This window comes from Streptomyces sp. NPDC085900, from assembly GCF_044540925.1.
In the GTDB taxonomy this organism is placed as follows: domain Bacteria; phylum Actinomycetota; class Actinomycetes; order Streptomycetales; family Streptomycetaceae; genus Streptomyces; species Streptomyces gilvifuscus.
The window spans coordinates 192,459-213,353 of the sequence record NZ_JBITSP010000012.1 but is presented as its reverse complement, the minus strand read 5'-3'; the positions used below and the strand labels follow the sequence as shown (position 1 = coordinate 213,353).

20 protein-coding genes and 1 pseudogene are annotated in these 20,895 nt (G+C 69.5%); 8 read left to right on the top strand and 13 right to left on the bottom strand.

Going from position 1 to position 20,895, the window contains the following annotated elements; genetic code table 11:
• Positions 1-3: 3 nt before the first annotated feature.
• The 12 genes from ACIGDI_RS34310 to ACIGDI_RS34255 form a co-directional block, all read right to left on the bottom strand.
• Positions 4-528 (bottom strand): hypothetical protein, encoded by a 525-nt coding sequence (locus tag ACIGDI_RS34310; protein WP_399905028.1) that lies wholly within the window; start codon positions 526-528, stop codon positions 4-6.
• On the bottom strand, positions 501-1,778 hold the full coding sequence (locus ACIGDI_RS34305; RefSeq protein ID WP_399905026.1) for an MCE family protein: 1,278 nt from the start codon (positions 1,776-1,778) through the stop codon (positions 501-503). The genes ACIGDI_RS34310 and ACIGDI_RS34305 overlap by 28 nt, the downstream gene beginning before the upstream one ends.
• Positions 1,775-3,052, bottom strand: a complete 1,278-nt coding sequence (locus ACIGDI_RS34300) for an MCE family protein (RefSeq protein ID WP_399905023.1) — start codon at positions 3,050-3,052, stop codon at positions 1,775-1,777. The genes ACIGDI_RS34305 and ACIGDI_RS34300 overlap by 4 nt, the downstream gene beginning before the upstream one ends.
• Positions 3,049-4,155 (bottom strand): MCE family protein, encoded by a 1,107-nt coding sequence (locus ACIGDI_RS34295; protein WP_399905313.1) that lies wholly within the window; start codon positions 4,153-4,155, stop codon positions 3,049-3,051. The genes ACIGDI_RS34300 and ACIGDI_RS34295 overlap by 4 nt, the downstream gene beginning before the upstream one ends.
• 8 nt (positions 4,156-4,163) lie before the next feature.
• Entirely contained in the window at positions 4,164-5,144 is a 981-nt protein-coding gene (locus ACIGDI_RS34290) for an MCE family protein (RefSeq protein WP_399905310.1), read from the bottom strand.
• A gap of 179 nt (positions 5,145-5,323) precedes the next feature.
• Complete coding sequence (locus ACIGDI_RS34285; RefSeq protein WP_399905020.1) at positions 5,324-6,361, bottom strand: MCE family protein; 1,038 nt, start codon at positions 6,359-6,361, stop codon at positions 5,324-5,326.
• Complete coding sequence (locus ACIGDI_RS34280) at positions 6,358-7,590, bottom strand: MCE family protein (RefSeq protein WP_399905018.1); 1,233 nt, start codon at positions 7,588-7,590, stop codon at positions 6,358-6,360. The genes ACIGDI_RS34285 and ACIGDI_RS34280 overlap by 4 nt, the downstream gene beginning before the upstream one ends.
• A 5-nt stretch (positions 7,591-7,595) precedes the next feature.
• Positions 7,596-8,399, bottom strand: coding sequence for an ABC transporter permease (locus ACIGDI_RS34275; protein WP_200702839.1), 804 nt, complete (start codon positions 8,397-8,399; stop codon positions 7,596-7,598).
• A 3-nt stretch (positions 8,400-8,402) separates the two neighbouring features.
• Positions 8,403-9,173, bottom strand: a complete 771-nt coding sequence (locus tag ACIGDI_RS34270; RefSeq protein ID WP_399905014.1) for an MlaE family ABC transporter permease — start codon at positions 9,171-9,173, stop codon at positions 8,403-8,405.
• Positions 9,170-10,111, bottom strand: a complete 942-nt coding sequence (locus tag ACIGDI_RS34265; protein ID WP_399905011.1) for an ABC transporter ATP-binding protein — start codon at positions 10,109-10,111, stop codon at positions 9,170-9,172. Before ACIGDI_RS34265 ends, ACIGDI_RS34270 begins: the two co-directional genes overlap by 4 nt.
• Before the next feature lie 278 nt (positions 10,112-10,389).
• Positions 10,390-11,418: a sigma-70 family RNA polymerase sigma factor gene (locus ACIGDI_RS34260; protein ID WP_399905008.1), complete on the bottom strand. Its 1,029-nt coding sequence runs from the start codon at positions 11,416-11,418 to the stop codon at positions 10,390-10,392.
• 114 nt (positions 11,419-11,532) lie between these two features.
• Positions 11,533-12,546 carry a lytic murein transglycosylase gene (locus ACIGDI_RS34255; protein ID WP_399905005.1) on the bottom strand — a complete coding sequence of 338 codons (1,014 nt, stop codon included), beginning with the start codon at positions 12,544-12,546 and terminating at the stop codon, positions 11,533-11,535.
• Between the two features lie 610 nt (positions 12,547-13,156).
• On the opposite strand from ACIGDI_RS34255, the gene ACIGDI_RS34250 reads away from it, so the two are divergent.
• Together ACIGDI_RS34250 and ACIGDI_RS34245 are read left to right on the top strand one after the other, a co-directional pair.
• Complete coding sequence (locus ACIGDI_RS34250) at positions 13,157-13,543, top strand: TraR/DksA family transcriptional regulator (RefSeq protein WP_399905002.1); 387 nt, start codon at positions 13,157-13,159, stop codon at positions 13,541-13,543.
• Positions 13,544-13,881: 338 nt separating this feature from the next.
• Positions 13,882-14,832 carry an IS481 family transposase gene (locus tag ACIGDI_RS34245; protein ID WP_399904999.1) on the top strand — a complete coding sequence of 317 codons (951 nt, stop codon included), beginning with the start codon at positions 13,882-13,884 and terminating at the stop codon, positions 14,830-14,832.
• 427 nt (positions 14,833-15,259) lie between these two features.
• Here the strand turns inward: ACIGDI_RS34245 and ACIGDI_RS34240 are convergent, their stop codons facing one another.
• Positions 15,260-16,249, bottom strand: coding sequence for a magnesium and cobalt transport protein CorA (locus ACIGDI_RS34240; protein WP_399904996.1), 990 nt, complete (start codon positions 16,247-16,249; stop codon positions 15,260-15,262).
• Positions 16,250-16,398: 149 nt separating this feature from the next.
• Between ACIGDI_RS34240 and ACIGDI_RS34235 the strand changes: the two genes are divergently transcribed.
• The 6 genes and pseudogenes from ACIGDI_RS34235 to ACIGDI_RS34210 all read left to right on the top strand — a co-directional run bounded on the left by ACIGDI_RS34235 (position 16,399) and on the right by ACIGDI_RS34210 (position 20,864).
• On the top strand, positions 16,399-16,710 hold the full coding sequence (locus ACIGDI_RS34235; RefSeq protein WP_399904994.1) for a hypothetical protein: 312 nt from the start codon (positions 16,399-16,401) through the stop codon (positions 16,708-16,710).
• A 95-nt stretch (positions 16,711-16,805) separates the two neighbouring features.
• Positions 16,806-17,624, top strand: a pseudogene (locus tag ACIGDI_RS34230) (IS5 family transposase).
• A 174-nt stretch (positions 17,625-17,798) separates the two neighbouring features.
• The gene (locus tag ACIGDI_RS34225; RefSeq protein ID WP_399904991.1) at positions 17,799-18,218 is read left to right on the top strand and encodes a WXG100 family type VII secretion target; all 420 of its coding nucleotides are present in this window, start codon (positions 17,799-17,801) and stop codon (positions 18,216-18,218) included.
• A 151-nt stretch (positions 18,219-18,369) separates the two neighbouring features.
• A complete protein-coding gene (locus ACIGDI_RS34220) occupies positions 18,370-19,971 on the top strand; it encodes a peptidoglycan-binding protein (RefSeq protein WP_399904988.1) in 1,602 nt (533 codons plus the stop codon).
• A gap of 9 nt (positions 19,972-19,980) precedes the next feature.
• Positions 19,981-20,454, top strand: coding sequence for a protease inhibitor I42 family protein (locus ACIGDI_RS34215; RefSeq protein ID WP_399904985.1), 474 nt, complete (start codon positions 19,981-19,983; stop codon positions 20,452-20,454).
• Positions 20,451-20,864, top strand: coding sequence for a hypothetical protein (locus ACIGDI_RS34210; protein ID WP_142146650.1), 414 nt, complete (start codon positions 20,451-20,453; stop codon positions 20,862-20,864). Before ACIGDI_RS34215 ends, ACIGDI_RS34210 begins: the two co-directional genes overlap by 4 nt.
• The last annotated feature ends 31 nt before the right edge of the window (positions 20,865-20,895 follow it).

The window sequence follows — 20,895 nt, the reverse complement described above, 5'->3', positions numbered from 1 at the left end:
GGGTCAGCCCACGAACTCGACGTCGGAGGTCAGCCAGCGCCCGTCCCGGTAGACCAGGTCGAGCTGCAGCCGATAGGTGCGCGCCTCCCCCTTGGGCACGGCAGTGTTGGTGACCTTGCTGTCGGCGACCACCAGGACGCGGGCCGAGTGCGCGTCGGAGCGGACGATGCCGGCGTCGAGGACCTGCCCCTCGGAGACCGACCTGTTCTCGGCGACGAGCTTGGTGAGGTCCTGGGTCTGCGCGCTGAACTGCTTCTTGAAGTCGCCGGTGGCGCCCTCGAGGACGTTGGCGCTGTCCCGGTCGTAGTGCCGGTAGTCGAGCGAGGTGAAGTTCAGCGCGGACTGACGGGCGGCAGACAGGATGTCCTGGCGCCGCAAGTCCTTCTCGTGCTGGTCGTAGACGCGCAGGCTCAGCCAGAGAGCGGCTGCCGTGGTCAGGAGGGTCGCCACGACGAGTCCCACCGTGAGGGCCTTCCCGTTCCCGCCGAGTTCCCTCACGGTCAGGCCATAGGACCGACGAGCAGCCATGTCCACGACTCCTTTCCGAACACCGTCTGCTGTCCGCCCGTCGAGCCGATCTCGAGGGGCCTTCCGTCCGGGCCGGTCGCGGTGCCGGTCTCCGGGTCGTACGGCGTGACGTACGCCGTCTGGTTCGCGCTGCCAGAAGTTGGGCGTGCGCCGGGGGCGTTCTGCGCGCCCCGTACCGAGGTCTTGCTGCCGCGCGGGGCGGTGCAGTGCGCGTCGGTGTTCGCCGCGCGCGTGCCGGTGTCCGAGGGGTCCCGCCGGGCCGTGCCGTATCCCTGGGTGCACGGCGGCGGGTCGTCGGCGTTCACCACCAGGCCGAAGTGGAAGGTTCCGTCGCCCGGGACGACCGTGTAGCTGCCCGAGACCAGCGCTGGGAAGGTGACGAGCGACTGTTCGACGCCGGGGAGGTGGGCCAGTGTGACCTGGCCGCCGCTGATCAGGTTGGCCAGCAGGACCGAAAGCTGCGGACCGGTCGACTTCAGCAGGGAGTTGACCTCCTGCGCGGCCGGCGCGGCATTGCCGATCAGCTTGCGCAGGTCCCCGTCGCTCGACTTCAACTGGTGGGTGAGCAGCGCCAGGTCGTGCGCGAACGACTTGATCGACGAGCCCTGGTCGGCCTGCGTCTTGAGGACCTTTCGGGAGTCCTCGATCAGCGAGATCGTCTGGGGCAGCGAGTCGGACGCCGACGCGACGAGCGCGTTGCCGGAGTCCACCAGCCGGCTCAGGTCGGGGCCGGTGCCGTTGAAGGCCTTGCCCAACTCGTCGACGGTGACCCGGAGATCGTCCTTGCCGACGGAGTTCACCAGCCGGTCCAGGCTGAGGACGAGGTCGGTGGTGGGCAGCGGCACCCGGGTGCTGCCCCGCGGGATCGCGCTGCCGTCGAGGAGGTACGGGCCGTGCGAAGTGCGCGGCTGCAGGTCGACGTACTGCTCACCCACCGCCGAGCGGTTGGCGACCACGGCGAGGGTGTCCGCCGGGATGCGCGGCGCCCCGTCCTTGATGTCGAGGGCGACCGACACACCGTCGTCGCCGGTCAGTCCCAGCGAGCCGACGCGGCCCACCGGCACCCCGCGGTAGGTGACCTCGGCGCCCGGGAAGATGCCCCCGGAGTCGGCGAAGTCGGCCCGCACGGTGTAGCCGCGGTCCAGGAGGCTGTCCATCAGGCCGGTGTACTCGGCGCCGACGTACGACACCCCGACAGCGGTGACGGTCGTGAAGGCGAGCAACTGTGCCTTGACGGTACGGGTGATCACGGCTGGACCCCCTTCAGCATCAGCTCGGCGAGCGCGAGGTCGATCCCCTCGGGTGCGCGGGCGCCGGTGGAGTAGGCGCTTGTGCACACGGGCGGGCACAGCACGTCGCCGCCGCCCGAGGAGGCCGAGGGGGTCGGCAGGCCCGGCGTGCTCGGCAGCGCGGTCGGTGTGGGGACGCTCGGCAGGTGAGGGACGTCCGGGACGTCCGGGAGATCCGGCACGTCGGGCGTGCTCGGCGGCTGCGAACCACCCTTGTCCCCACCGGAGTGGCCGCCCGCCACGTTCCCGTACAGGTCCGCGAGGTCGAGGTCCGCGGTGAGGTGGAGGTTGACGTAGTCGCCCTTGACCGCCTCCGTGGCGTTGCGCGGGAAGGGGTAGGTGGTCAGCAGCTCGAGGGAGTTGGGGAGGTCGCTGCCCGCCTTGTTCAGCTGCTGCAGGATCGGCTGGAGGTGCCTGAGGTTCGCGATCGTGTCGTTGTGCGAGGCCTCGACCACCTTGGTGCCGGTCTTGCCGAGCTTCGACAGGGCGGTGAGCATCTTCGTCAGCTTGCGCCGCTCGCCGGCCAGGACCTTCAGCGCGGGCGGCATCGTGTCGACGGCCTTGGCAATGGTCTCCTTCTCCTTGCCGAGCCGCCCCGCGAGTCGGTCGACGGCCTTGATCGCGCGGACGATGTCCGCCTTCTGTTCGTCCAGTCCGCCGACGAACGTGTTCAGCTCCTTCAGCAGCGACCGGACCCGGTTCTCCCGGCCGTCCAGGGCCTTGTTCAACTCCACGGTGATCGTCTTGAGCTGGGCCACCCCACCGCCGTTGAGCAGCGCGGACAACGCGGACAGCACCTCCTCGACCTCCGGGTTGCGGCCGCTGCGGGACAGCGGGATGCGGTCGCCGTCGCGCAGCCGGCCCATGGGGGCCGTGCCGGTCGGGGCGGCGAGCGCCACGTACTTCTCGCCGAGCAGGCTGGTCTGCCGCAGTTCCGCGACCGCGTTGGCGGGCAGCTTCACCGAGTCGGCGACCCTTAGCCGTACCCGCGCGTGCCAGCCGTCCAGCTGCACTCTCTCGACCGCGCCCACGGTCACGTCGTCGACCTTCACCGCCGACTGCGGCACCAGGTCCAGGACGTCACGGAACTCGACGGTGACGTGGTACGCGTGTCCGTCGTCGGCGGCACCGCCGGGCAGCGGGACGTCGTACCAGCCGTTGACCTCGCAGCCGGACAGCAGCAGCGAGCCGACCGCCGCCCAGGCGAGCGTTCCCGCCGTGCGTCGTATGCTCATGCGCTCGCCCCCAGGATCCCGCCGAGCGTCCTGTCGGTCGTGCCCGTCACCGCGGTGCCCTGCGTGGGAAGTTCGGGCAGCGAGTCGAAGAGTTTCGTCAGCTCCTTGCAGTCGGGGTTCTTGCCGCCTTCGTCGCCCGTCGTCCTGAGCAGCGAGCACAGGAGCGAGGCCGGATCCTGGGCCTGCTGGGCGTTGTTGCGGGTGTCGAGGGTGCCGGAGGACGGGTTGTAGGCGTTGTTCAGGTTGGACAGACCGACGGGCGCGACCGTCAACAACTCGTCCAGCGCGGCCCGTTGGGTGACGAGCACCTTGGTCACCTTGCTGAGGCCTTTCACGTCCGAGGTCAGCGACTTCTTGTTGTTCTTCACGAAGGCGGACACGTCACCCAGCGCCGTGGCGAGGTTCGTGAGCGCCGCCGCGAGGTCCTTGCGCTCGCCCGAGAGCTGCTCGGCGACCTTGGCGAGGCTGGTGTTGAACGACCGCACGCTGTTGTCGTCGGCCGCCAGCGCCGCCGTGAACACCTGCAGGTTCCGTACCGTGCCGAACAGGTCCGTGCGGCCGTCGGACAGTGTGGTCACCGCCTGCGAGAGGTCCTGGACCGTCTGGTTGAGGTTCTCGCCCTGTCCGTCGAGGTTGTCGGCGCTGACGCCGAGCAGCCGCGACAGGGAGCCGTCCTTGTTGGCGCCCTTGGGACCGAGGGCGTCCGCCGTGGTGTGCAGGCTGTCGAAGACGCGGTCCAGTTCCACGGGTACGGCGGTGTGCTTTTCGGGGATGACGGCGCCGTTCCGCAGGACCGGGCCCTTCCGGTACACCGGCAGCAGTTGCACGTAACGGTCGCTGACCACCGAGGAGTTGATGATCGCGGCCTTCGCGCCGGCGGGGACCTTGCGCCCTTCGTCGTACTCGAACTCGACGCGCACCCGGTCGCCCTCGGGAGTGATCTTCCGGACCTCGCCGATGCGGACGCCGAGGACACGGACGTCCGAGCCGGGGTAGATGCCGACGGTGCGCGGGAAGTACGCGGTGACGTGGATCTTCCCGGGGCGCGGCCACAGCGCGTAGGTGAGCGCAGCGATCAGCGCCACTACGGTGACCAGAACCAGGTTCCTCCTCACTGCCCGCCTCCCGTCTTCGGGACCACCGGAGCGGCGACGAGATTCTGGACGTAGGAGTCGAACCAGCGGCCGTTTCCGAGGGTGTTGGTGAAGACTCGGACGTACGGCGCGAGCAGTTTCACGCTGCGGTCCAGGCTGGACTGGTTGCGTTCGAGCATCTGCACCACACGGTTCAGGCCCCTGAGGGCGGGCCCGATCTCCTTGTCGTTGTCGTCGACCAGGCCGGAGAGCTCGATGCCGAGCGTGGCCGAGGTCTTCAGCAGCTTGTGGATCGCCGAACGGCGCTTGCTGATCTCCTTGAACAGGCTGTTGCCGTCCTTGACGAGGGCGGTGAAGTCCTTGGAGCGGTCGGCGAGTACACCGGTGGTGCCGTTGGCGTGGTCGAGGAGTTCACCGAGGGCCTTGTCGCGCGAGGCCACCGTGCGGGAGATCCGCGACAGGCCCTTGATGGACGCGCGTACCTCGGCGGGCGAGTCCTGGAAGGTGGTGGAGATGGTGTCCAGGGCCTTCGCCAGCTGCTCGGTGTCTACCTTCTCCGAGGTGGTGGTGAGGTCGCTGAAGGCCTGAACGACGTCGTACGCCGCCACCGTGCGCCGCAGAGGTATCTCGCTGCCGGGGCTCAATTGGCCTGGCCCCTTCGGCTGCAGGGCCAGGTACTTCGCGCCGAGGATCGTCTTGACCCGGATCGACGCACCGGTCTCCATGCCGAAAGCCGGGTCGCCCTCGACCTTGAAGGTCACCTTGACGTGGTCGCCGTCCAGGTCGACGTCCTCGACCTTGCCGACCTTCACCCCGGCGATCCGGACCTCGTCGCCGGGCTTGAGACCGCCGGCCTCCGAGAAGGCCGCGCTGTACGTCTTTCCGTCACCGATGAAGGGGAGGCTGTCGGCGTTGAACGCGGCCACCGTCAGCAGCGCGAGGACGGTGAGGCCCACGGCACCGATGACGACCGGGTTGCGCTCGCGGAAGGGGATCAGGCGGGGGCGCCGGAGCCGTATGCGCGGGAGCCTGGGCGGATCGATGCGGACCTTCATCATCGGCTGAGGCTTCGGCCGCGGCTTGCCGGGGCGTGGTGCTCGCCGGGGAAGCCGTGGTCTGGGCAGCTTCGGCGGGTCGATGCGGACCTTCATCAGGGGCTCCGGGCGCTGCTTGCGCGTCACGATCCGCACCTCGCCTTCGCCACGTGCATGTCGGGGCTCAGCACCTGCTTCGTCTTCGGCAGCACGATCCGGCCGTCGAAGTCGCAGAGATAGAAGTTGAACCACGAGCCGTACGACGCGGTCCCCGTCAGTGCGTTGAGCTTGTTCGGCAGCCGCTTCAGCACGCCCTCCACGGTCTTCTCGTTGTCGTTCAGCGTCCCTGTGAGATCGCTCAGCCGGGCGATGTCGTCCTTCAGCGGCGGCCGCGCGTCCGTCAGCAGCCCCGAGGTGGCGTCCGTCAGATCGCCGATGTTCACCAGCGACTCGCCGATCGGCTTGCGGTCGGCGGACAGCCCGGAGATCACCCGCCGCAGCTGCTTGAGCAGCCCGGAGAAGCGGGTGCCGCGCTTGTCCAGCGTCCCCAGCACGGTGTTGAGGTTGTCGATCACCGAGCCGATCAGCTTGTCGCGGTCGGCGAGCGTCGTGGTGAGCGAAGCCGTGTGCACCAAAAGGCTGTTGACGGTGCCGCCCTCGCCCTGCAGCGTCTTGATGATCTCGGTGGCGAGCTGATTGACGTCCTGCGGGCTGAGCGCGGCGAACAGCGGTTTGAAGCCGTTCAGCAGGGCGTTGAGGTCCAGCGCGGGCTGCGTGCGCTGCAGCGGGATGGTGGCCCCGGGCCTCAGCCGGGTGCCGTCGCCCGCGCCCTCGGTCAGGGCGACGTACCGCTGTCCGACCAGGTTGCGGTAGCGGATGACCGCATGGGTGCTGGTGAGCAGCGGCCGGTCCGCGCCGACGGTGAAGGTGATCTCCGCCAGCGTCCGGTTCTTGATCCGGATGCCCTCGACCTCGCCGACCCGCACCCCGGCGACCCGGATGTCGTCGCCCTTCTCGAGGCCGGTGACATCGCTGAAGACGGCACGGTAGGTGCGCTCGGGAGTGAAGGAGATGTTGACGATGGTGGCGGCCAGCAGGGCCGTCGCCGCGATCGTGACCAGCGCGAAGACGCCGAACTTGACGAGGGCAGCCGTGGTCTGGCGGGCCGGGGTGGTCCTCATGCCACACTCACCGCCGTCCCGCGCGCCATCGGCCCGAACAGCAGCGTCGCGACCGGCGGCACCTCGTCGGCCGGCACGCCCATCACCGGCGACACCAGCGATCCGACGGCTCGCTGCTCGGCCCGGGTGGCGGAGACGCCGGGCAGGGACGAACTCCTCTGCTTCGAGCCGTCGTTGAGGTGCGTGCCGGGGGACGGCACCTGCGGGCTGGGCAGATCACGGCAGTTCGGCCCCGAGTGCTCGCCGTATTGCGGCTCCTCCCCGGGCCGGTACGCGCCCTGCTGCCGTACGACTTCGAGCGTGATGTGCATCCTGCCGCCCCGGAAGGCCTCATCGGAGGCCTGTTCCTCGTGGACCAGGCCGGCCAGGAGGCACGGGTACTCGGGGGAGTAGCGGGCGAAGAGCTCCAGGGTGGGGCGGGAGACCCGGCCGAGGGTGATCAGCCGGTCGCCGTTCGCGTCGAGGAAGCCGTCCGCGGTGTCCGCGGCCGTCGCCGTCGTGGTGAGCGCGCTCCCGAGCCGGTCCCGCTCCTCGACCAGTGTGCGGCTGGTGGTGACGGTGTTGCGCAGGATCTCCATCAAGTCGGGGGCCGCATCGCCGTACACCTCCGCGACGTCGGCCAGACGGGCGAAGTCCTCGGTGAGGGACGGAAGATGAGGATTGAGGCGGTGCAGATAGGCCTCCACGCGGGTGAGGTTGTCGCCGATCCGGTCGCCGCGGCCCTCGAGCGCGGTGGCGAAGGCGGAGAGCGTGGCGTTGAGCTTGCCGGGCTGCACGGTCCGCAGCAGCGGCAGCAGGTCGTTCATCAGCTGCTGCACCTCGATGCCGACGCGGGTGCGGTCCTGGGTGATGACGTCGCCGGCGCGGATGGACCGGGCCGAGGTGTGCGCGGGCGCGACCAGGTCGACGTACTTCTCGCCGAACAGCGTCTTCGGCAGCAGGCGTGCGTGCACGTCGGAGGGGATGTCGGCGACGTACTGGGGCTTGAGTGCGATGTCGAGCGTCGCCTTCGCCCCGTCGGCGTGCACCGAGCGCACCTCGCCGACCAGCAGGCCGCGCAGCTTGACGTCGGCGCGCGGGTCGAGCTGGTTGCCGAGGCTGTCGGCCTCCAGCTTGATCCGCACGACCGGGGTGAACGCCTGCCGGTACACGGCGACGGACAGCGACAGCAACAGTGCGAGGACGGCGAGGAACACCACGCCGTACAGCCGCAGTCTCAGTACTCTCATACGGCTCACCCCGCGATCCGTACGGTCGTGTTGGCGCCCCAGATCGCGAGCGACAGGAAGAAGTCGAGGACGTTGATCGCCACGATCGAGGTCCGCACCGCGCGGCCCACCGCGACGCCGACGCCCGCCGGGCCACCGCTGGCGTAGTAGCCGTAGAAGCAGTGCACGAGGATGATCAGGACGGCGAAGACGAGCACCTTGCCGAAGGACCACAGGACGTCGACCGGTGGCAGGTACTGGGAGAAGTAATGGTCGTAGGTGCCCGCCGACTGGCCGTAGTAGCCGGTGGTGATGGTGCGGGCGGCGAGGTACGAGGACAGCAGGCCGATCACGTACAGCGGGATCACGGCGACGAAGCCGGCGATCATCCGCGTGGTCACCAGGAACGGCAGTGAGGGCACGCCCATGACCTCCAGGGCGTCGGTCTCCTCGCTGATCCGCATCGCGCCGAGCTGGGCGGTGAAGCCCGCGCCGACGGTCGCGGAGAGCGCGAGTCCGGCCACCAGGGGTGCGATCTCCCGAGTGTTGAAGTAAGCCGACAGGAACGCCACGAAGTTGGAGGTGCCCAGCTGGTTCAGCGCGGCGTATCCCTGCAGGCCCACCTCCGTTCCGGTGAAGAACGACAGGAACGCGATGACGCCGACCGTGCCGCCCACGACCGCGAGCGCGCCGCGGCCGAAGCTCACCTCGGCGAGCAGCCGCAGGATCTCCTTCTTGTAGCGTCGCAGGGTGCGGCCCGTCCAGGCCAATGAGCGGCCGTAGAAGGACAGTTGGTGCCCCAGGGCCTCGAGAGTGTCGAACAGCGCCATGCCTCAGCCCCTCTGCGGGACGACTTGGAAGTACACCGCGGTGATCACGAAGTTCGTCACGAACAGCAACATGAAGGTGATCACCACGGACTGGTTCACGGCGTCGCCCACACCTTTCGGGCCGCCCTTCGCGGTAAGCCCCTTGTACGAGGCGACGATCGCCGCGATCGCCCCGAAGACGAGTGCCTTGATCTCGGCCGCCCATAGGTCGGAGAGCTGGGCGAGGGTGGTGAAGGAGGCGAGGTAGGCGCCCGGAGTGCCGTTCTGCAGAACGACGTTGAAGAAGTAGCCGCCGGCGACGCCGACGACGGACACCAGACCGTTGAGCAGTACGGCGACCACCATGGACGCGAGCACCCGCGGCACGACCAGCCGGTGGACGGGGTCGATGCCGAGGACCTGCATCGCGTCGATCTCCTCGCGGATCTTCCGTGCCCCGAGGTCCGCGCAGATCGCCGTGCCGCCCGCGCCCGCGATCAGCAGCGCGGTGACGATCGGCGAGGCCTCGCGCAGTACGGCGAGGACCGAGGCGGCGCCGGAGAAGGACTGGGCGCCGAGCTGTCGCGTCAGACTGCCGATCTGCAGCGCGATGACCGCCCCGAAGGGGATGGAGACGAGGGCGGTCGGCAGGATGGTGACGCTCGCGATGAACCAGGCCTGCTGGATGAACTCCCCTGCCTGGAAGGGCCGTCGGGGCATCGTTCGGACGACGTCCAGCGCCATCGCGAACAGGTTCCCCGACTGCCGCAGCGCACCGGTCGGTGACAGTCTCATACGTCCGCCACCGCCTTCCGCCGCCGCAACTCCGCTTCTCGCTCGGCGATCGCGTCCCAGCGGGGCGGTCGGAGGATGCCTGGGCCCGGCAGCAGGCGGGGAGTCAGAGCCTGGCTGCCGGGAGTCTGTGTGCCCTTGCCCATTTGGGCCAGCTCCTGCTCGACCTGCACGGCGTCCTTCTCCTCCGCCATGCCGATCGGGCCCTGCATCCGCCCGTTCAGGAACTGCCGCACGACCGGCTCGTCACTGGTCAGCAGCTCTTCCCGCGGCCCGAACATGACCAGCTCGCGCCGGAACAACAGTCCGATGTTGTCGGGGACCTGGCGGGCAGAGGCGATGTCGTGGGTGACGATCAGGAAGGTCGCGTCGATCTGCGCGTTGAGGTCGATGATGAGCTGGTTGAGATAGGCGACTCGGACGGGATCGAGGCCGGAGTCGGGCTCGTCGAAGAGGATGATCTCGGGGTCGAGGACGAGGGCGCGTGCGAGCCCGGCCCGTTTCCGCATCCCGCCGGATATCTCGCCGGGGAGTTTCGGCTCCGACCCGATCAACCCGACCATGTCCATCTTCTCCAGCACGATGCGGCGAATCTGGCTCTCGGACTTGCGGGTGTGCTCGCGCAGCGGGAACGCGATGTTGTCGTAGAGATTCATCGAGCCGAACAGTGCGCCGTCCTGGAACAGCACGCCGAACAGCTTCCGTACCTCGTACAACTCGTGCTCGCGAAGCTTCGTGATGTCCCGCCCCGCGATGCGCACGCTGCCGCGGTCCGGCTTCAGCAGCCCGACGAGCGTCTTGAGGAACACGGACTTGCCCGTGCCGGAGGGGCCGAGCATGACGGACACCTCCCCGGCGGGCAGCGTCAGCGACACGTCCTGCCAGATGACCTGGTGACCGAAGGACTTGGTCAGCCCTTCCACACAGATCTCGACACCCATCCGGTCCACCTCTCGGCCCGTGGAGCTGCTCCGACATCTGCTCTACGGGGAGGGACGGGCGGTCCGTCGCTCGGAAGGGGGATTTTTTTCGGGTGGGTCTGCGGGGCGGAGTCTGGGTGGGGTCTCAGGGGCTCTGGGGGTCGGTTCGGGCACGGCCCGCGGGACCCTTCGAGCGGGCCCGCAGGGCGGTTCGGGTGGCCTTGTGTGTTGATGCAGGCGGGGTTGAGGGGGGCTCGCGGGGCGGATTCGAGCGGGCCCGCACCCTGTTCTGGGTGGGGTTACGGGACCGACGGGAGCGCGCTCAGGGCGGAGGTCGGCAGTGGGACGGACGGCACCGCGGGGGTGGGGACAGCGGACTCGGCCGGCGTGGTGGGCAGGTCGGGGAGATGCGTCACCGTCGGAAGTCCGGACACCCTGGGCACGCTGGGTATCCCCGGCACCTTCGGGACCGTCGGCGCCGAAACCTGCGGCAGAGGCGGGACCGACAACGGCACCACCCGCGTTCCGTCGCCGGGGGACTCGGTCGACGGGGGAGTGGTCGACGTGGCCGACGTGGCCGACGGGGCCGGTGACTGCCGGGCCCGGCCCGTGCCGGTGCTGTCGGTCCGCACGGCCCCCGCGCCGGGAGTCACCGACGAATGTGGGCCCGTCGTGGTGCCGCCGCCCCCGTCCAGTGCGTACGGCAGCACGAACCCCGCCACCGCAAGCGTCGCCGCCGTCGACGCGACCGCCACAGCCTGCGCCTTGCCGCCGGCCTTGAGGCGCCCGCGGCCGAGCAGGAACAGCACAAAGCCGAGGGTCGCGGCCAGGGAGTTGCGCAGGGTTCGGCGAGCCCGGGCGAGCAGAGACTCAACGGTGCGGTAGCTCAGTCCCATCTTCACGGCGACCTGGCCGACGTCCAAGTCCTCCGACTTCAGCCACAGCGCCTCCGCCTGCCGGGCGGGCAGCTCACCACTGCGCACCGCAAGCCACTTCGCCTCCGCCCGGTCGCACACCGCCTCCTCCACCGGCACCGGACCCGGCGCGACCAACCTGGGGCTGACGCGGACCTCGGCCTCGCGGTTGACCTGCCGGTACCGGTCGACGCACAGCCGCATGGTCACCGTCGTCAGCCACGCACCGAGCCGCTCCTCGTCGAGATCCGGCCGCTCCGCCGCACGCAGCATCGCGTCGTGCACGGCGTCCTCGGCGTCCTCCTGGCTCATCGACCTGCGCCGAGCCACCTTGAGCAACTGCTCGCGGTGGCTCCACATGCGCCGCCAACGCTCGTCGGCGGCATCCATCTCCGCAGGCATCTCCGTCGCCATGAGGGCCCCTTCGCGCTCACTCGCCGGTGTCCCGGTCCGGCGGGTTGCGACATTACCGCCGGGTAGCCGCGGTTGTGGAGGGGGAGGAGGCCATCGAATCCGCGCCGTTACTGGTCAGAGGCCGGTGCTCGGGAGCACGTCACCGACGGGGAGGTCGATACTCGGGGTGGGTACGGGGGCGACCGGTTCCGCCGTAGTCCCGCTCGCCGGGCGGGAGTTGGAGGGGGCCGGCGAGGCGGAGACGGACGGCGTCGGGGCCGGGGAAGGGGTGGTGCTCGGGCGAGGGGACGGTTTCGGTTTCGGCTTCGGCCGCGAGGGCTCAGGGCTCGTCGAGGTCCGTACCGCCGGATCCGCCGTACTCGTGGAACCGTCCGGCACCACCCGATGCCCCTCCAGGAAGTACGCGTACCAGGCCCGCACCGTCCGCAGATACGCCGCCGAGTGGTTGTAGCCGAGGATCGCCCGGTCCAGCCCGGCGGCCTCGGACAGGTCCCGCCCGGCCGCGCACAGATACCGCCCCGCAGCGAGCGCCGCGTCGAAGACGTTGTCGGGGTCGGACCGCCCGTCGCCGTTCCCGTCCGCACCCCACCGCGCCCACGTCGACGGGATGAACTGCATCGGCCCCACCGCCCGGTCGTACACCGCGTCCCCGTCGTACGCACCACCGTCCGTGTCCCGTACGACGGCGAAGGCACCGCCGTCCAGCCGCGGACCCAGGATCGGCGGCACCGTCGTACCGTCGGAGGTCACCCGCCCACCGCCCGCCTGCCCCGACTCCACCTGACCGATCGCGGCCAGCAACTGCCAGCGCAGCCCGCAGCCGGGAGCGGTACGGCCTAGCTCGGCCTCGGCGTGCCGGTAGGCGGCGAAGACGGTGGCGGGCACCGCGCCGCCCGTCTCCACCGATGCCGCACCCGTGCCCGTGCCCTCGTGCCTGCGTGTGAGCGGCGGAAGATCCGTGCGGTACGGAGTGTCACCGGACACGCTCGGCCCGTGCTCTGCGCTCTCCCGCGCCGGTTCGGTGGCCCGCGCCTCGATCGCCCCCGGGGCCTGGGAGGCCGTCAGCGCCGCCATCGCCGTCGCCGCGACCGCCGTAACCCTGACACGTCTGACCCTCTGCCCTGCCATGTCCCGATCCCCTTCCTATGAGCGGTGAGCTGCACTCGACTGCTCTACGGCGACGGGCGGTACGTCCGTCGCTGTGCCATCCGGGTCGAACCGCAGCCGCGGGAAGCGCGCATTGCGGCGCCGCCGCGACTCCTCCGGCGGCGGATCGGTGACCTGCGGCTGCGGCCTGCTGACGGGCGTGGGGACGTAGTCGTGGAGGCGGGCGTAGGCGGTCAGCTTCGCTGCCAGACGCTTGGGCGCCGTGGTCGCCCGGTCGACTTTCCAGGAACGCCAGCAGCATGGCCCCTTCATCAATGCAGTCCAGGGGCTTACGTGCCCGAGCTGACGGGTGTCCTGCGAGAAGGCGAGACCGGCCTCCGTCACCACCAGGGCGCGCGATCGTTCGGGGGCTCGGTGCTTCGCGGAGCCGGGGACCGGATCTCACGCACGACAACCGCTTCACACGCCGTGCTGCAGCGCATGAGCCGAGTTCGCGCCCCGTCTGCCCTCGTCAGGCCGGGCTCGCGCCGTCATGGACGACGATCGGTAGGAGTACCGCTACGAGCGTGGGTGCCACCGTCACGGCTGAGGTACCCGGGAATCGAATCCGAGGCAAAAAGGTTCCTCCCCTGTGAGCGATGCATCCAGCAATGCTGCCTTTCCCGTACCTCCGACCGAGTCGATACGTGCGGCGCTGGAGGCCGACCGCGTCGGCACACTGCAGCAGATATCCGCCCTGACTCGTGAGTTCGAAGGGATCGTCGAGGCGAACGCCCTGGTGGCCATTGACGACGAGCACGACCCGGAGGGGGCGAGCACGGCCTTCGAGCGGGCGCACGTCGCTGCCCTGCTGTCCCGGGCGCGCGAGCATCTGAACGATCTGGATCACGCCCGGGAGCGATTGGAGAGAGGCGACTACGGGCGCTGCGAGCAGTGTGGTGAGCCGATCCCGACGGGGCGCCTCGAAGTTCGCCCGGCGGCGAAAACCTGCGTGCGCTGCGCGTCTGTAGCTCGTTGAAGCGTGCATGGTCCAGGGCGCGACCGGCCTGCGAGACCCGCGTGCTGGCCGTGTGTCTGGCCGCGAGGCAGGGCTCCCGCCCCGATGCGGCTGACCGGGACCCGCCGATGCCGCCGTGTCGAGCCCCGTTGCCCCACGCCCGAGCACCAGGCCCGCGCCCTACTGGATGCCGACGAGGCGGCGAGGCCTCCGTTCAGTCGAACGCGGGCGGCGTCGAACCGGTCAAAGGCGGACTAGGTGTATTGGTCACGAGCGTTGTTGACGCGGGCCGGTCTTGATCGTGGCGAAGGCCTCCGTGTGTGGTGGAGGTGTCGAATCTTCACCGCACGGAGGCCTTCGTGTCCCACCGTAATGCCCGGCTGACCGTTCACGGCAGGCGACTGCTGGTCGAGCGTGTCCGCTCCGGCCGTCCCGTCGCGCATGTCGCCGCAGAGATGGGCATCTCCCGTCCCACAGCCCACAAGTGGATCCGGCGCTGGCGTTCAGAGGGCGAGAGCGGACTCATCGACCGTTCCAGCCGGCCCCGCAGGACACCGCACCGAACCGCAGCCGCCACCGAGGCGCAGGTCTGCAGACTGCGGCAGGACCGCAAGCTGGGCCCGGCACGTATCGGACCGATCCTGGGCCTGCCGCCCTCCACCGTGCACCGCATCCTCACCCGACACGGCCTGAACCGTCTGGCCTTCCTGGACCGGCCCACCGGCCAGGTGATCCGCCGCTACGAACGGCCCGGCGAACTGGTCCACGTCGACGTCAAGAAACTCGGCCGGATCCCCGACGGCGGCGGCCACAAAGTCCTGGGCCGACAGGCCGGCCGGGCCCGGCGCAGCAGCGTGGGCTTCGACTACGTCCACTCCGCCATCGACGACCACACCCGACTCGCCTACAGCGAGATCCATAGTGACGAGAAGGCCGCCACCTGCGCAGCCTTCCTCCGCCGGGCCGCAGCCTTCTTCGCCACCTGCGGCATCGACCACATCGAACGGGTCCTGACGGACAACGCCTGGCCCTACCGCAAGAGCCTCGCCTGGCGGCAGGCCCTGGCCGAACTCGGCGCGGCCGGCAAGCTGAGGCGTATCTACCGGCCGCAGACCAATGGCAAGGTCGAACGCTTCAACCGCACCCTGCTCGACGAGTGGGCCTACCTGCGGCCCTACACCAGTAACGGTGAACGCACCGAAGCCCTGTCAGACTTCTTGCACACCTGCAACCACCACCGCTGCCACACCGCACTCGGTGGCCACCCACCGATCAGCCGCGTGAACAACGCTTCAGGTCAATACAACTAGGGCCCTGCTCCTGAGGGCAGCTCCACCTCCGTTGCCCTGGGCATGTGGTTGGCCGCCGTCCCACTGGGCACTCGTGGCGTCCGGCAGCGACGCGGCACCGACCGAATGAGCCTCCCTGCACTGCATTGACGTCGCGGTGTCCCGCACCCGCGAGCTGCGCGATGAGCAGGGCCCTCGCTCCATCGGCTTCCGCACCACGGGCCAGCTGTTCCTGGAGGAGTACACGCTGAAGGTGATCGCCCGCGCCGGCATTGGCACCTACTCGGGCCGGGGCAGCCGATGCTCAGCCCGGGATCGTGTTCCTCCTCGCGCGTTCGGGGCTGAGCAGGGGCGGGTGCCGCGGTCATCCCCGAGTTGGCCCCGGCATCCGGCCCCTTTCGGGCCCTGCAAAGTCTCCCGGGCTCGGGTGGCGGCAGCCTCCTGCCTCTCATAGCCAGCCGTTGCGGCGGAAGGCCCGATACAGCAGGCCCGCACCGGTCGCCATGATGGCCAGGGCGCAGGGGTAGCCGTAGCGCCAGTCCAGTTCGGGCATGTGGGCGAAGTTCATGCCGTAGATCCCGGCGACGAGGGTGGGGATGGCGAGGATGGCGGCCCAGGCACTGATGCGGCGCATGTCGTCGTTCTGCCAGGTGCCGACCTTGGCCAGGTGGGCGTCGAGGACGGAGGTGAGCAGGTCGTCGAGGGCGCGGACCTCGGTGTCGGTGCGGGTGAGGTGGTCGGCGACGTCTCGGAAGTAGGGCAGGATCTTGCGCGGCCAGTCTTCCCGCGCGGTGGTGAAGGGGTGCAGGACCGGCACCAGGGGTCCGACTGCGTCACGGAACTCCACTACTTCGCGTTTGAGTGAGTAGATCTGTTCGGTCACGTCGTCGCGGGCGGGGGAGAAGACGCATCGCTCCAGCTGTGTCAGGTCCGTGCGGACCTGGGCGGCAGCGTCCGCGTAGGCGTCGACGATCACATCGGTCACGGCGTGCAGCACACTGACCGGTCCCAACCGTGTCATCTCGGGCTGCTGGGCAAGCCGGCTGGCGGCTTCCGCCGCGGGATCGGCGGCGCCGTGGCGTACGGTGAGCGCGAACGACGGGCCGAGGAAGATCATCACCTCGCCGGTCTCCACATCGGCGGTCTGCTGGATGAACCACAAGGTCTTGACCGCGACCGCCAGCACGTCGCCGAAGCGTTCCTGCTTGGGCCGCTGATGAGCCTGGACCGCGTCCTCGATCGCCAGCGGATGGAGATTGAGATACGGGCCCAATCGTTCCAGTTCGTCCTGGCGGGGTGCGTCCAGCCGAATCCAGGCGAACTCGTCCTTCTGCAGCTGAGCCAGACGGTCCAGGGTGGCCTGGCATCCCCCGTCTTCCTGCCGGCAGTCGATCTCCTCGCACGTACCCGTCTGTTCCTGATAGATCGCGCATTCCATGCTTTCTTGTGTGCTTCGATCGCCGCGTTCCATGCCCCCGTCCTTCAATGACGGGCCGATGCCGGGGGGACCGGACCTCCACACGCAACGGCCGCTGCCGAACCACGGTGGGATGGCCGGTCATGCGTCGTCGGCCGGAGGGATCTGACGTGATGATCGCCGTTGCCGTACTGCTGCTGGCCGTCCTGGGGGTGCTGGTGTACGTCGTAGACCGCATCGAGGACGGGCTGCGACCGGCCAGACCGCAGGTCCCCCGCCACGCCCGGGGCCGTCTCCTGCGCCTGGTCCAGGCCGCGAACCGGTCATCCGCCGACCACGCCGCGGCTGAAGCCGCCACGCAGATTGGCCTGGGCGACGCACTCGAAGCCAGCCTGGTCGCCGAAGCGGCCGTCGACCGCCTCCGTGAGAAGCAGGCACCCCGTGTCATCGGTCCGGTCACCGTCTTCCGCCGCGCGTCCTGATCCTCTCGGCCGCGCGCGGCCGGTGCGTGCTTACTGCCACTGACAAAAGCGGTTTGATCATGTGACTGTCAGCTTGATAGCTCGTTGATGAGGGCATGGGGAAGCGTCAGTCGAGGCCGTGGATCGTGTCGGACGAACCGTGGTCGCTGATCGAGCCGTTGCTGCCCGCACCACCGCCCAAGCGGGTCGAGGGGCGGCCTCGGGTGCCCGATCGGCAGGCCTTGTGCGGGATCCTGTCCGTCCTGCACACCGGCATCCAGTGGGAGTACCTGCCGCAGGAGCTGGGCTTCGGCTCGGGGATGACGTGCTGGCGCCGGCTGGCGGCCTGGAACGAAGCGGGCGTCTGGGACCAGCTCCACCAGCTACCGCTGAATAGGCTGCGCTCGAAGAACCAGCTCGACTGGTCCCGGGCGGTGATCGACTCCTCCCACGTCCGGGCCGCACGCCGGGGCCCAAAAGCGGACCCAGCCCGGTCGACCGCGCACGCCCGGGCAGCAAGCACCACATCATCACCGACGGCCAGGGCATCCCGCTCGCGGTGTCGCTGACCGGCGGCAACCGTGGGCGACGTCACCCAACTCCTGCCGCTCTTGGACAAGATCCCGGCAGTGGTCGGAGTCGTCGGCCGGCCGCGCAGACGGCCCGACATGCTCTTCGCCGACCGCGGCTACGACCACGACAAGTGCCGCCGACTCGTACGGCAACGCGGCCACCGGCCAGCGATCGCCGAACGAGTACAAGCGCACGGCACCGGCCTGGGCACCTGCCGCTGGGTCGTCGAGCGGACGATCTCCTGGCTGCACGGCTTCCGCCGCCTGCGGATCCGCTGGGAACGACGCGACGACATCCACGAAGCCTTCCTCGGCCTCGCCGTCTGCCTGATCACCCACCGCCACGTCCAAAGGCTTTGTTAGGGCCAGTTAGCGGCGGCGCCGATAAGCGCGTTGGTGTGAAACCGATGCCGTGTCCGTCCAGCCCGGACAGTGGCACGCGGGCCGCGTGCTCAGGACATGAGATCAGTTACCATCTCTGGTCAGAAGGCCTGGACGCACGGGGGTGTTCGGCCGTTCAGTCAGGGGGCGGAGAGCATGTCCGGTGCAGGCTCGGGCGGCTACAGGATCGACACGAGCGGCATGGACAGCGAGGCCGGAAAGCTCGACCAGGCAGGCAACGACGTCGGCGCCATACGCAAGGCTGTGGAAGACGACATGTGCTACACACCGGACGCTCTCGGCGGCTCCGACTCCGGCCCCGCGTACGATAACTTCGCCGCCGCCTGGCAGGCCGAGGCGAAGACGCTGGAAGCCGCGCTGCACGAACTCGCGGACAAGGTCGGCATCTCCCAGCGGAACTACCAGGGCGCCGACCACGACACCATCGTCGCGCTGCACTCCGCGGGCGCGAACGACGGCCTGACGACCATGCCCGCACCCGCCGCGGCCCATCCGGGGACGACCAAGGGCCCTACCCCGGGCGCGCGTCCGCCGAGCCTTGCCGACTTCGACTGATTGACCGGCACACGCCGTACAGATCGACACAACGGCACACGCAACACAGATCGACATGCCGGCGACTTCGCGCATCCGGCCGACGTGTGTGCTTCCACCTGACACCTGACTCCTGGGCAGGGACGAGCAAGGACAGCGGGGCTCTCACCACATGGCTGACGCAGGCCAGTCCACCACCGACCGCAAGGAAAAGATCGACCGTTACACGGGAGACCTCGCGACGGCCGACAGCAAGAACGAGGTCCTGGAGGCCATCGGCAACCTCCTCGGTGTCTCCGCGCCGGTCGGCTCCCCGAGCACCCTGGACGCCATCGCCCAGCGCTACAAGAGCCAGGCCGACAACGCCGCGGACGTACAGCACCGGGTCGAGAAGGTCGCCTCGTCAGGGCTGCCATCGGTGTGGGTGGGCAGCACCGGCGCCAAGGCGGCCGAGGTGGTGGCGGCGGCCGGCCGTTCCGCCGAGCAGATGGCCGAGGCGTTCCGTAAGGCGTCCAAGGCCCTCTACGACCTCTCTGACGCGCTCACCTCCGCCCAGTCCAAGGACGACGACGGCCGCGAGCAGCTTCGCAAGGCCCGCACCATGCTCGGCGGCGGTGACGGCTTCTTCGACGACATGGTGGAAACGGACGACGAGGAAGCCGACCGCAAGCGGGCCCAGGACATCGCGGGAACGGGGGCCAACTTCCTTTACGCCGCCGCGCAGGAGGCGGACGACGCGGCGCGGACGGCGGCGCGGGAGCTGAACAAGTACGCGGCCGAGGCTCGTGCCGGGCACATGCACACCGACAACATCTCCGCCGCCGACCGCCTCGTCCTCGCCGACGTCGGCGTGTTCGGGGGCCCGCAGGAGGAGAACGAACTCCTCACCGCGGGCGATCTCGAACGTTCCGGCCGTTTCATGGAGAAGATGAACGCGCGGGACCAGGCCCGCTTCGAGCAGATGCTCGCGGATGCCAAGACACCGCAGGAGCGGGCGTATCTGGTCAAGGCGCTGGCCGCGGGCTACGACGTGGACGAGGTCGGCCAGTTCCGCGACAAGATCCACGGCAAGGACCCGTACTGGCTTCAGCAGCACCTCAGCCCGATCGTCACGGCCGGCGACAGCAAGGTGGACGAGGGACTCAATCCGGACGGGTCGAACCGCAACACCGACTACCAGTGGTTCGGCAACGAGAAGTGGTCCCAGGAGGGCAACACCTGTGTGCCGTCGAGTACCGTGACCGCCCGCGCCATGGTCGATCCCCTCTACGCACTGGAGTTGACCGGCGGACCGTCCGGACAGGAGAACGACCCCGACGCCTTCCGTCACCGTCTCCACGACGAACAGCTGCGCCTGCACGAGGAAGGCGACGGCGACTACCTGCACTGGTGGTCCGATGTTCCGGATGGAATGGACAGCGACGGGCAGAACGAGATCGCCAACGACGAGATCAGCCCGCACACCGGCAGCAAGTACGAGTACGAGCAGGTTCGCGGTGCGGACGAGCGCCGTGACGTACTGCCGGACATCGAGAAGTCCGTCGCCGAGGGAAAACCCGTCCCCTTCGAAGTGGAGGGGCACGAGAAGGACGGCAGCCGGGTCGGTCACCAGATGATGGTGATCGGCCAGGAGGGCGACATGCTGGAGATCTACAACCCGTGGGGCCGGACGACCTGGGTGAGCGAGGACGACTTCGTCAACGGCCACATGGACAAGGCCTCCGACTCCCGCATGCCCGACGCGTACGCCGTCCACCTGCCCGCCGACCGATAAGTGAGCGTCATGACCAGCGCCCTGCGCCGACTCGCCCTTCCCGCCCTGCTGATGACCCTGCTCGCGGGCTGCGGCAGCACCGGGCCGGACACCTACGAGCTGGGTGAGAAGCACATACAGGTGGATGCGGGGCAGGAGTTCAGGCTGTCCGTTCCGGTCGACACCGCGATGGGGGAGTGGTGGTATCTGACATCGCCGGAGCCCGACCCTGACGTCGTCCGCAAGACGGGCAAGCAGGAGGAGATCGAGGCCGACGACGACGCCGTCGGCAGCGGGAGCGGAGCGGACTCCTTCGGCTTCAAGGCCGTCGGTCCGGGCACGACGAAGATCCGGCTCATCCAGTGCCCGCCCGGCGCCTGCGCAGGCGGCGGCGATGCCGGCGGTCCCGTCACTGCGTCCCCCGTCCCCAGCGGCAGCCCCACCCCCCAGAAGAAGTACCGAGCCACCATCCACACCTTCACCGTCACCGTGAGGAAGTCATGACCTCCGCGTCGCAGACCCCGCCCCCTGGCCGGACCGACGACGAGCTGGCGCAGTCGGACATCCCGGCGATGCTGCGTTACGGCCTCTCCTTCGCCGGACCGCACCGCACCGCCCTGTTCGGCGACGGCGCGGTGGGCGCCGCCGTCCTGCTGGACCGGCTCGGCATCCAGCCGCGGGCGGTGGCCTTCCTCGCCAAGGTGGTACGCAGCGGAGGTGTCCGGTACGCGGCCGAGCTGCGCGAGCCGGTGCCGGGCGACGATGCGGCGTCCATGGTGCGTACGTGGCTGGAGTCCGCGGCCACCACCGCCGACGGGGTCGACGGCGACGAGCAGGCCGCCCGTTGGCTGGAGGCCGTCGCCGAACTGCTCGGCCTCCGGCACGTCTACCGCTCTCGGACAGCCGGGGAGTGAGCGGCGCGGCTCCGCGGCCGTCCAGGTCGAC

Coding starts and splice junctions, on each gene's coding strand:
- ACIGDI_RS34220 (WP_399904988.1), top strand. CDS start 18,370: ATGGCTGACGCAGGCCAGTCCACCACCGACCGCAAGGAAAAGATCGAC.
- ACIGDI_RS34255 (WP_399905005.1), bottom strand. CDS start 12,546: ATGGCAGGGCAGAGGGTCAGACGTGTCAGGGTTACGGCGGTCGCGGCG.
- ACIGDI_RS34285 (WP_399905020.1), bottom strand. CDS start 6,361: ATGAGGACCACCCCGGCCCGCCAGACCACGGCTGCCCTCGTCAAGTTC.
- ACIGDI_RS34210 (WP_142146650.1), top strand. CDS start 20,451: ATGACCTCCGCGTCGCAGACCCCGCCCCCTGGCCGGACCGACGACGAG.
- ACIGDI_RS34225 (WP_399904991.1), top strand. CDS start 17,799: ATGTCCGGTGCAGGCTCGGGCGGCTACAGGATCGACACGAGCGGCATG.
- ACIGDI_RS34280 (WP_399905018.1), bottom strand. CDS start 7,590: ATGAGAGTACTGAGACTGCGGCTGTACGGCGTGGTGTTCCTCGCCGTC.
- ACIGDI_RS34215 (WP_399904985.1), top strand. CDS start 19,981: ATGACCAGCGCCCTGCGCCGACTCGCCCTTCCCGCCCTGCTGATGACC.
- ACIGDI_RS34260 (WP_399905008.1), bottom strand. CDS start 11,418: ATGGCGACGGAGATGCCTGCGGAGATGGATGCCGCCGACGAGCGTTGG.
- ACIGDI_RS34270 (WP_399905014.1), bottom strand. CDS start 9,173: ATGAGACTGTCACCGACCGGTGCGCTGCGGCAGTCGGGGAACCTGTTC.
- ACIGDI_RS34310 (WP_399905028.1), bottom strand. CDS start 528: ATGGCTGCTCGTCGGTCCTATGGCCTGACCGTGAGGGAACTCGGCGGG.
- ACIGDI_RS34240 (WP_399904996.1), bottom strand. CDS start 16,249: ATGGAATGCGCGATCTATCAGGAACAGACGGGTACGTGCGAGGAGATC.
- ACIGDI_RS34265 (WP_399905011.1), bottom strand. CDS start 10,111: ATGGGTGTCGAGATCTGTGTGGAAGGGCTGACCAAGTCCTTCGGTCAC.
- ACIGDI_RS34275 (WP_200702839.1), bottom strand. CDS start 8,399: ATGGCGCTGTTCGACACTCTCGAGGCCCTGGGGCACCAACTGTCCTTC.
- ACIGDI_RS34300 (WP_399905023.1), bottom strand. CDS start 3,052: ATGAGCATACGACGCACGGCGGGAACGCTCGCCTGGGCGGCGGTCGGC.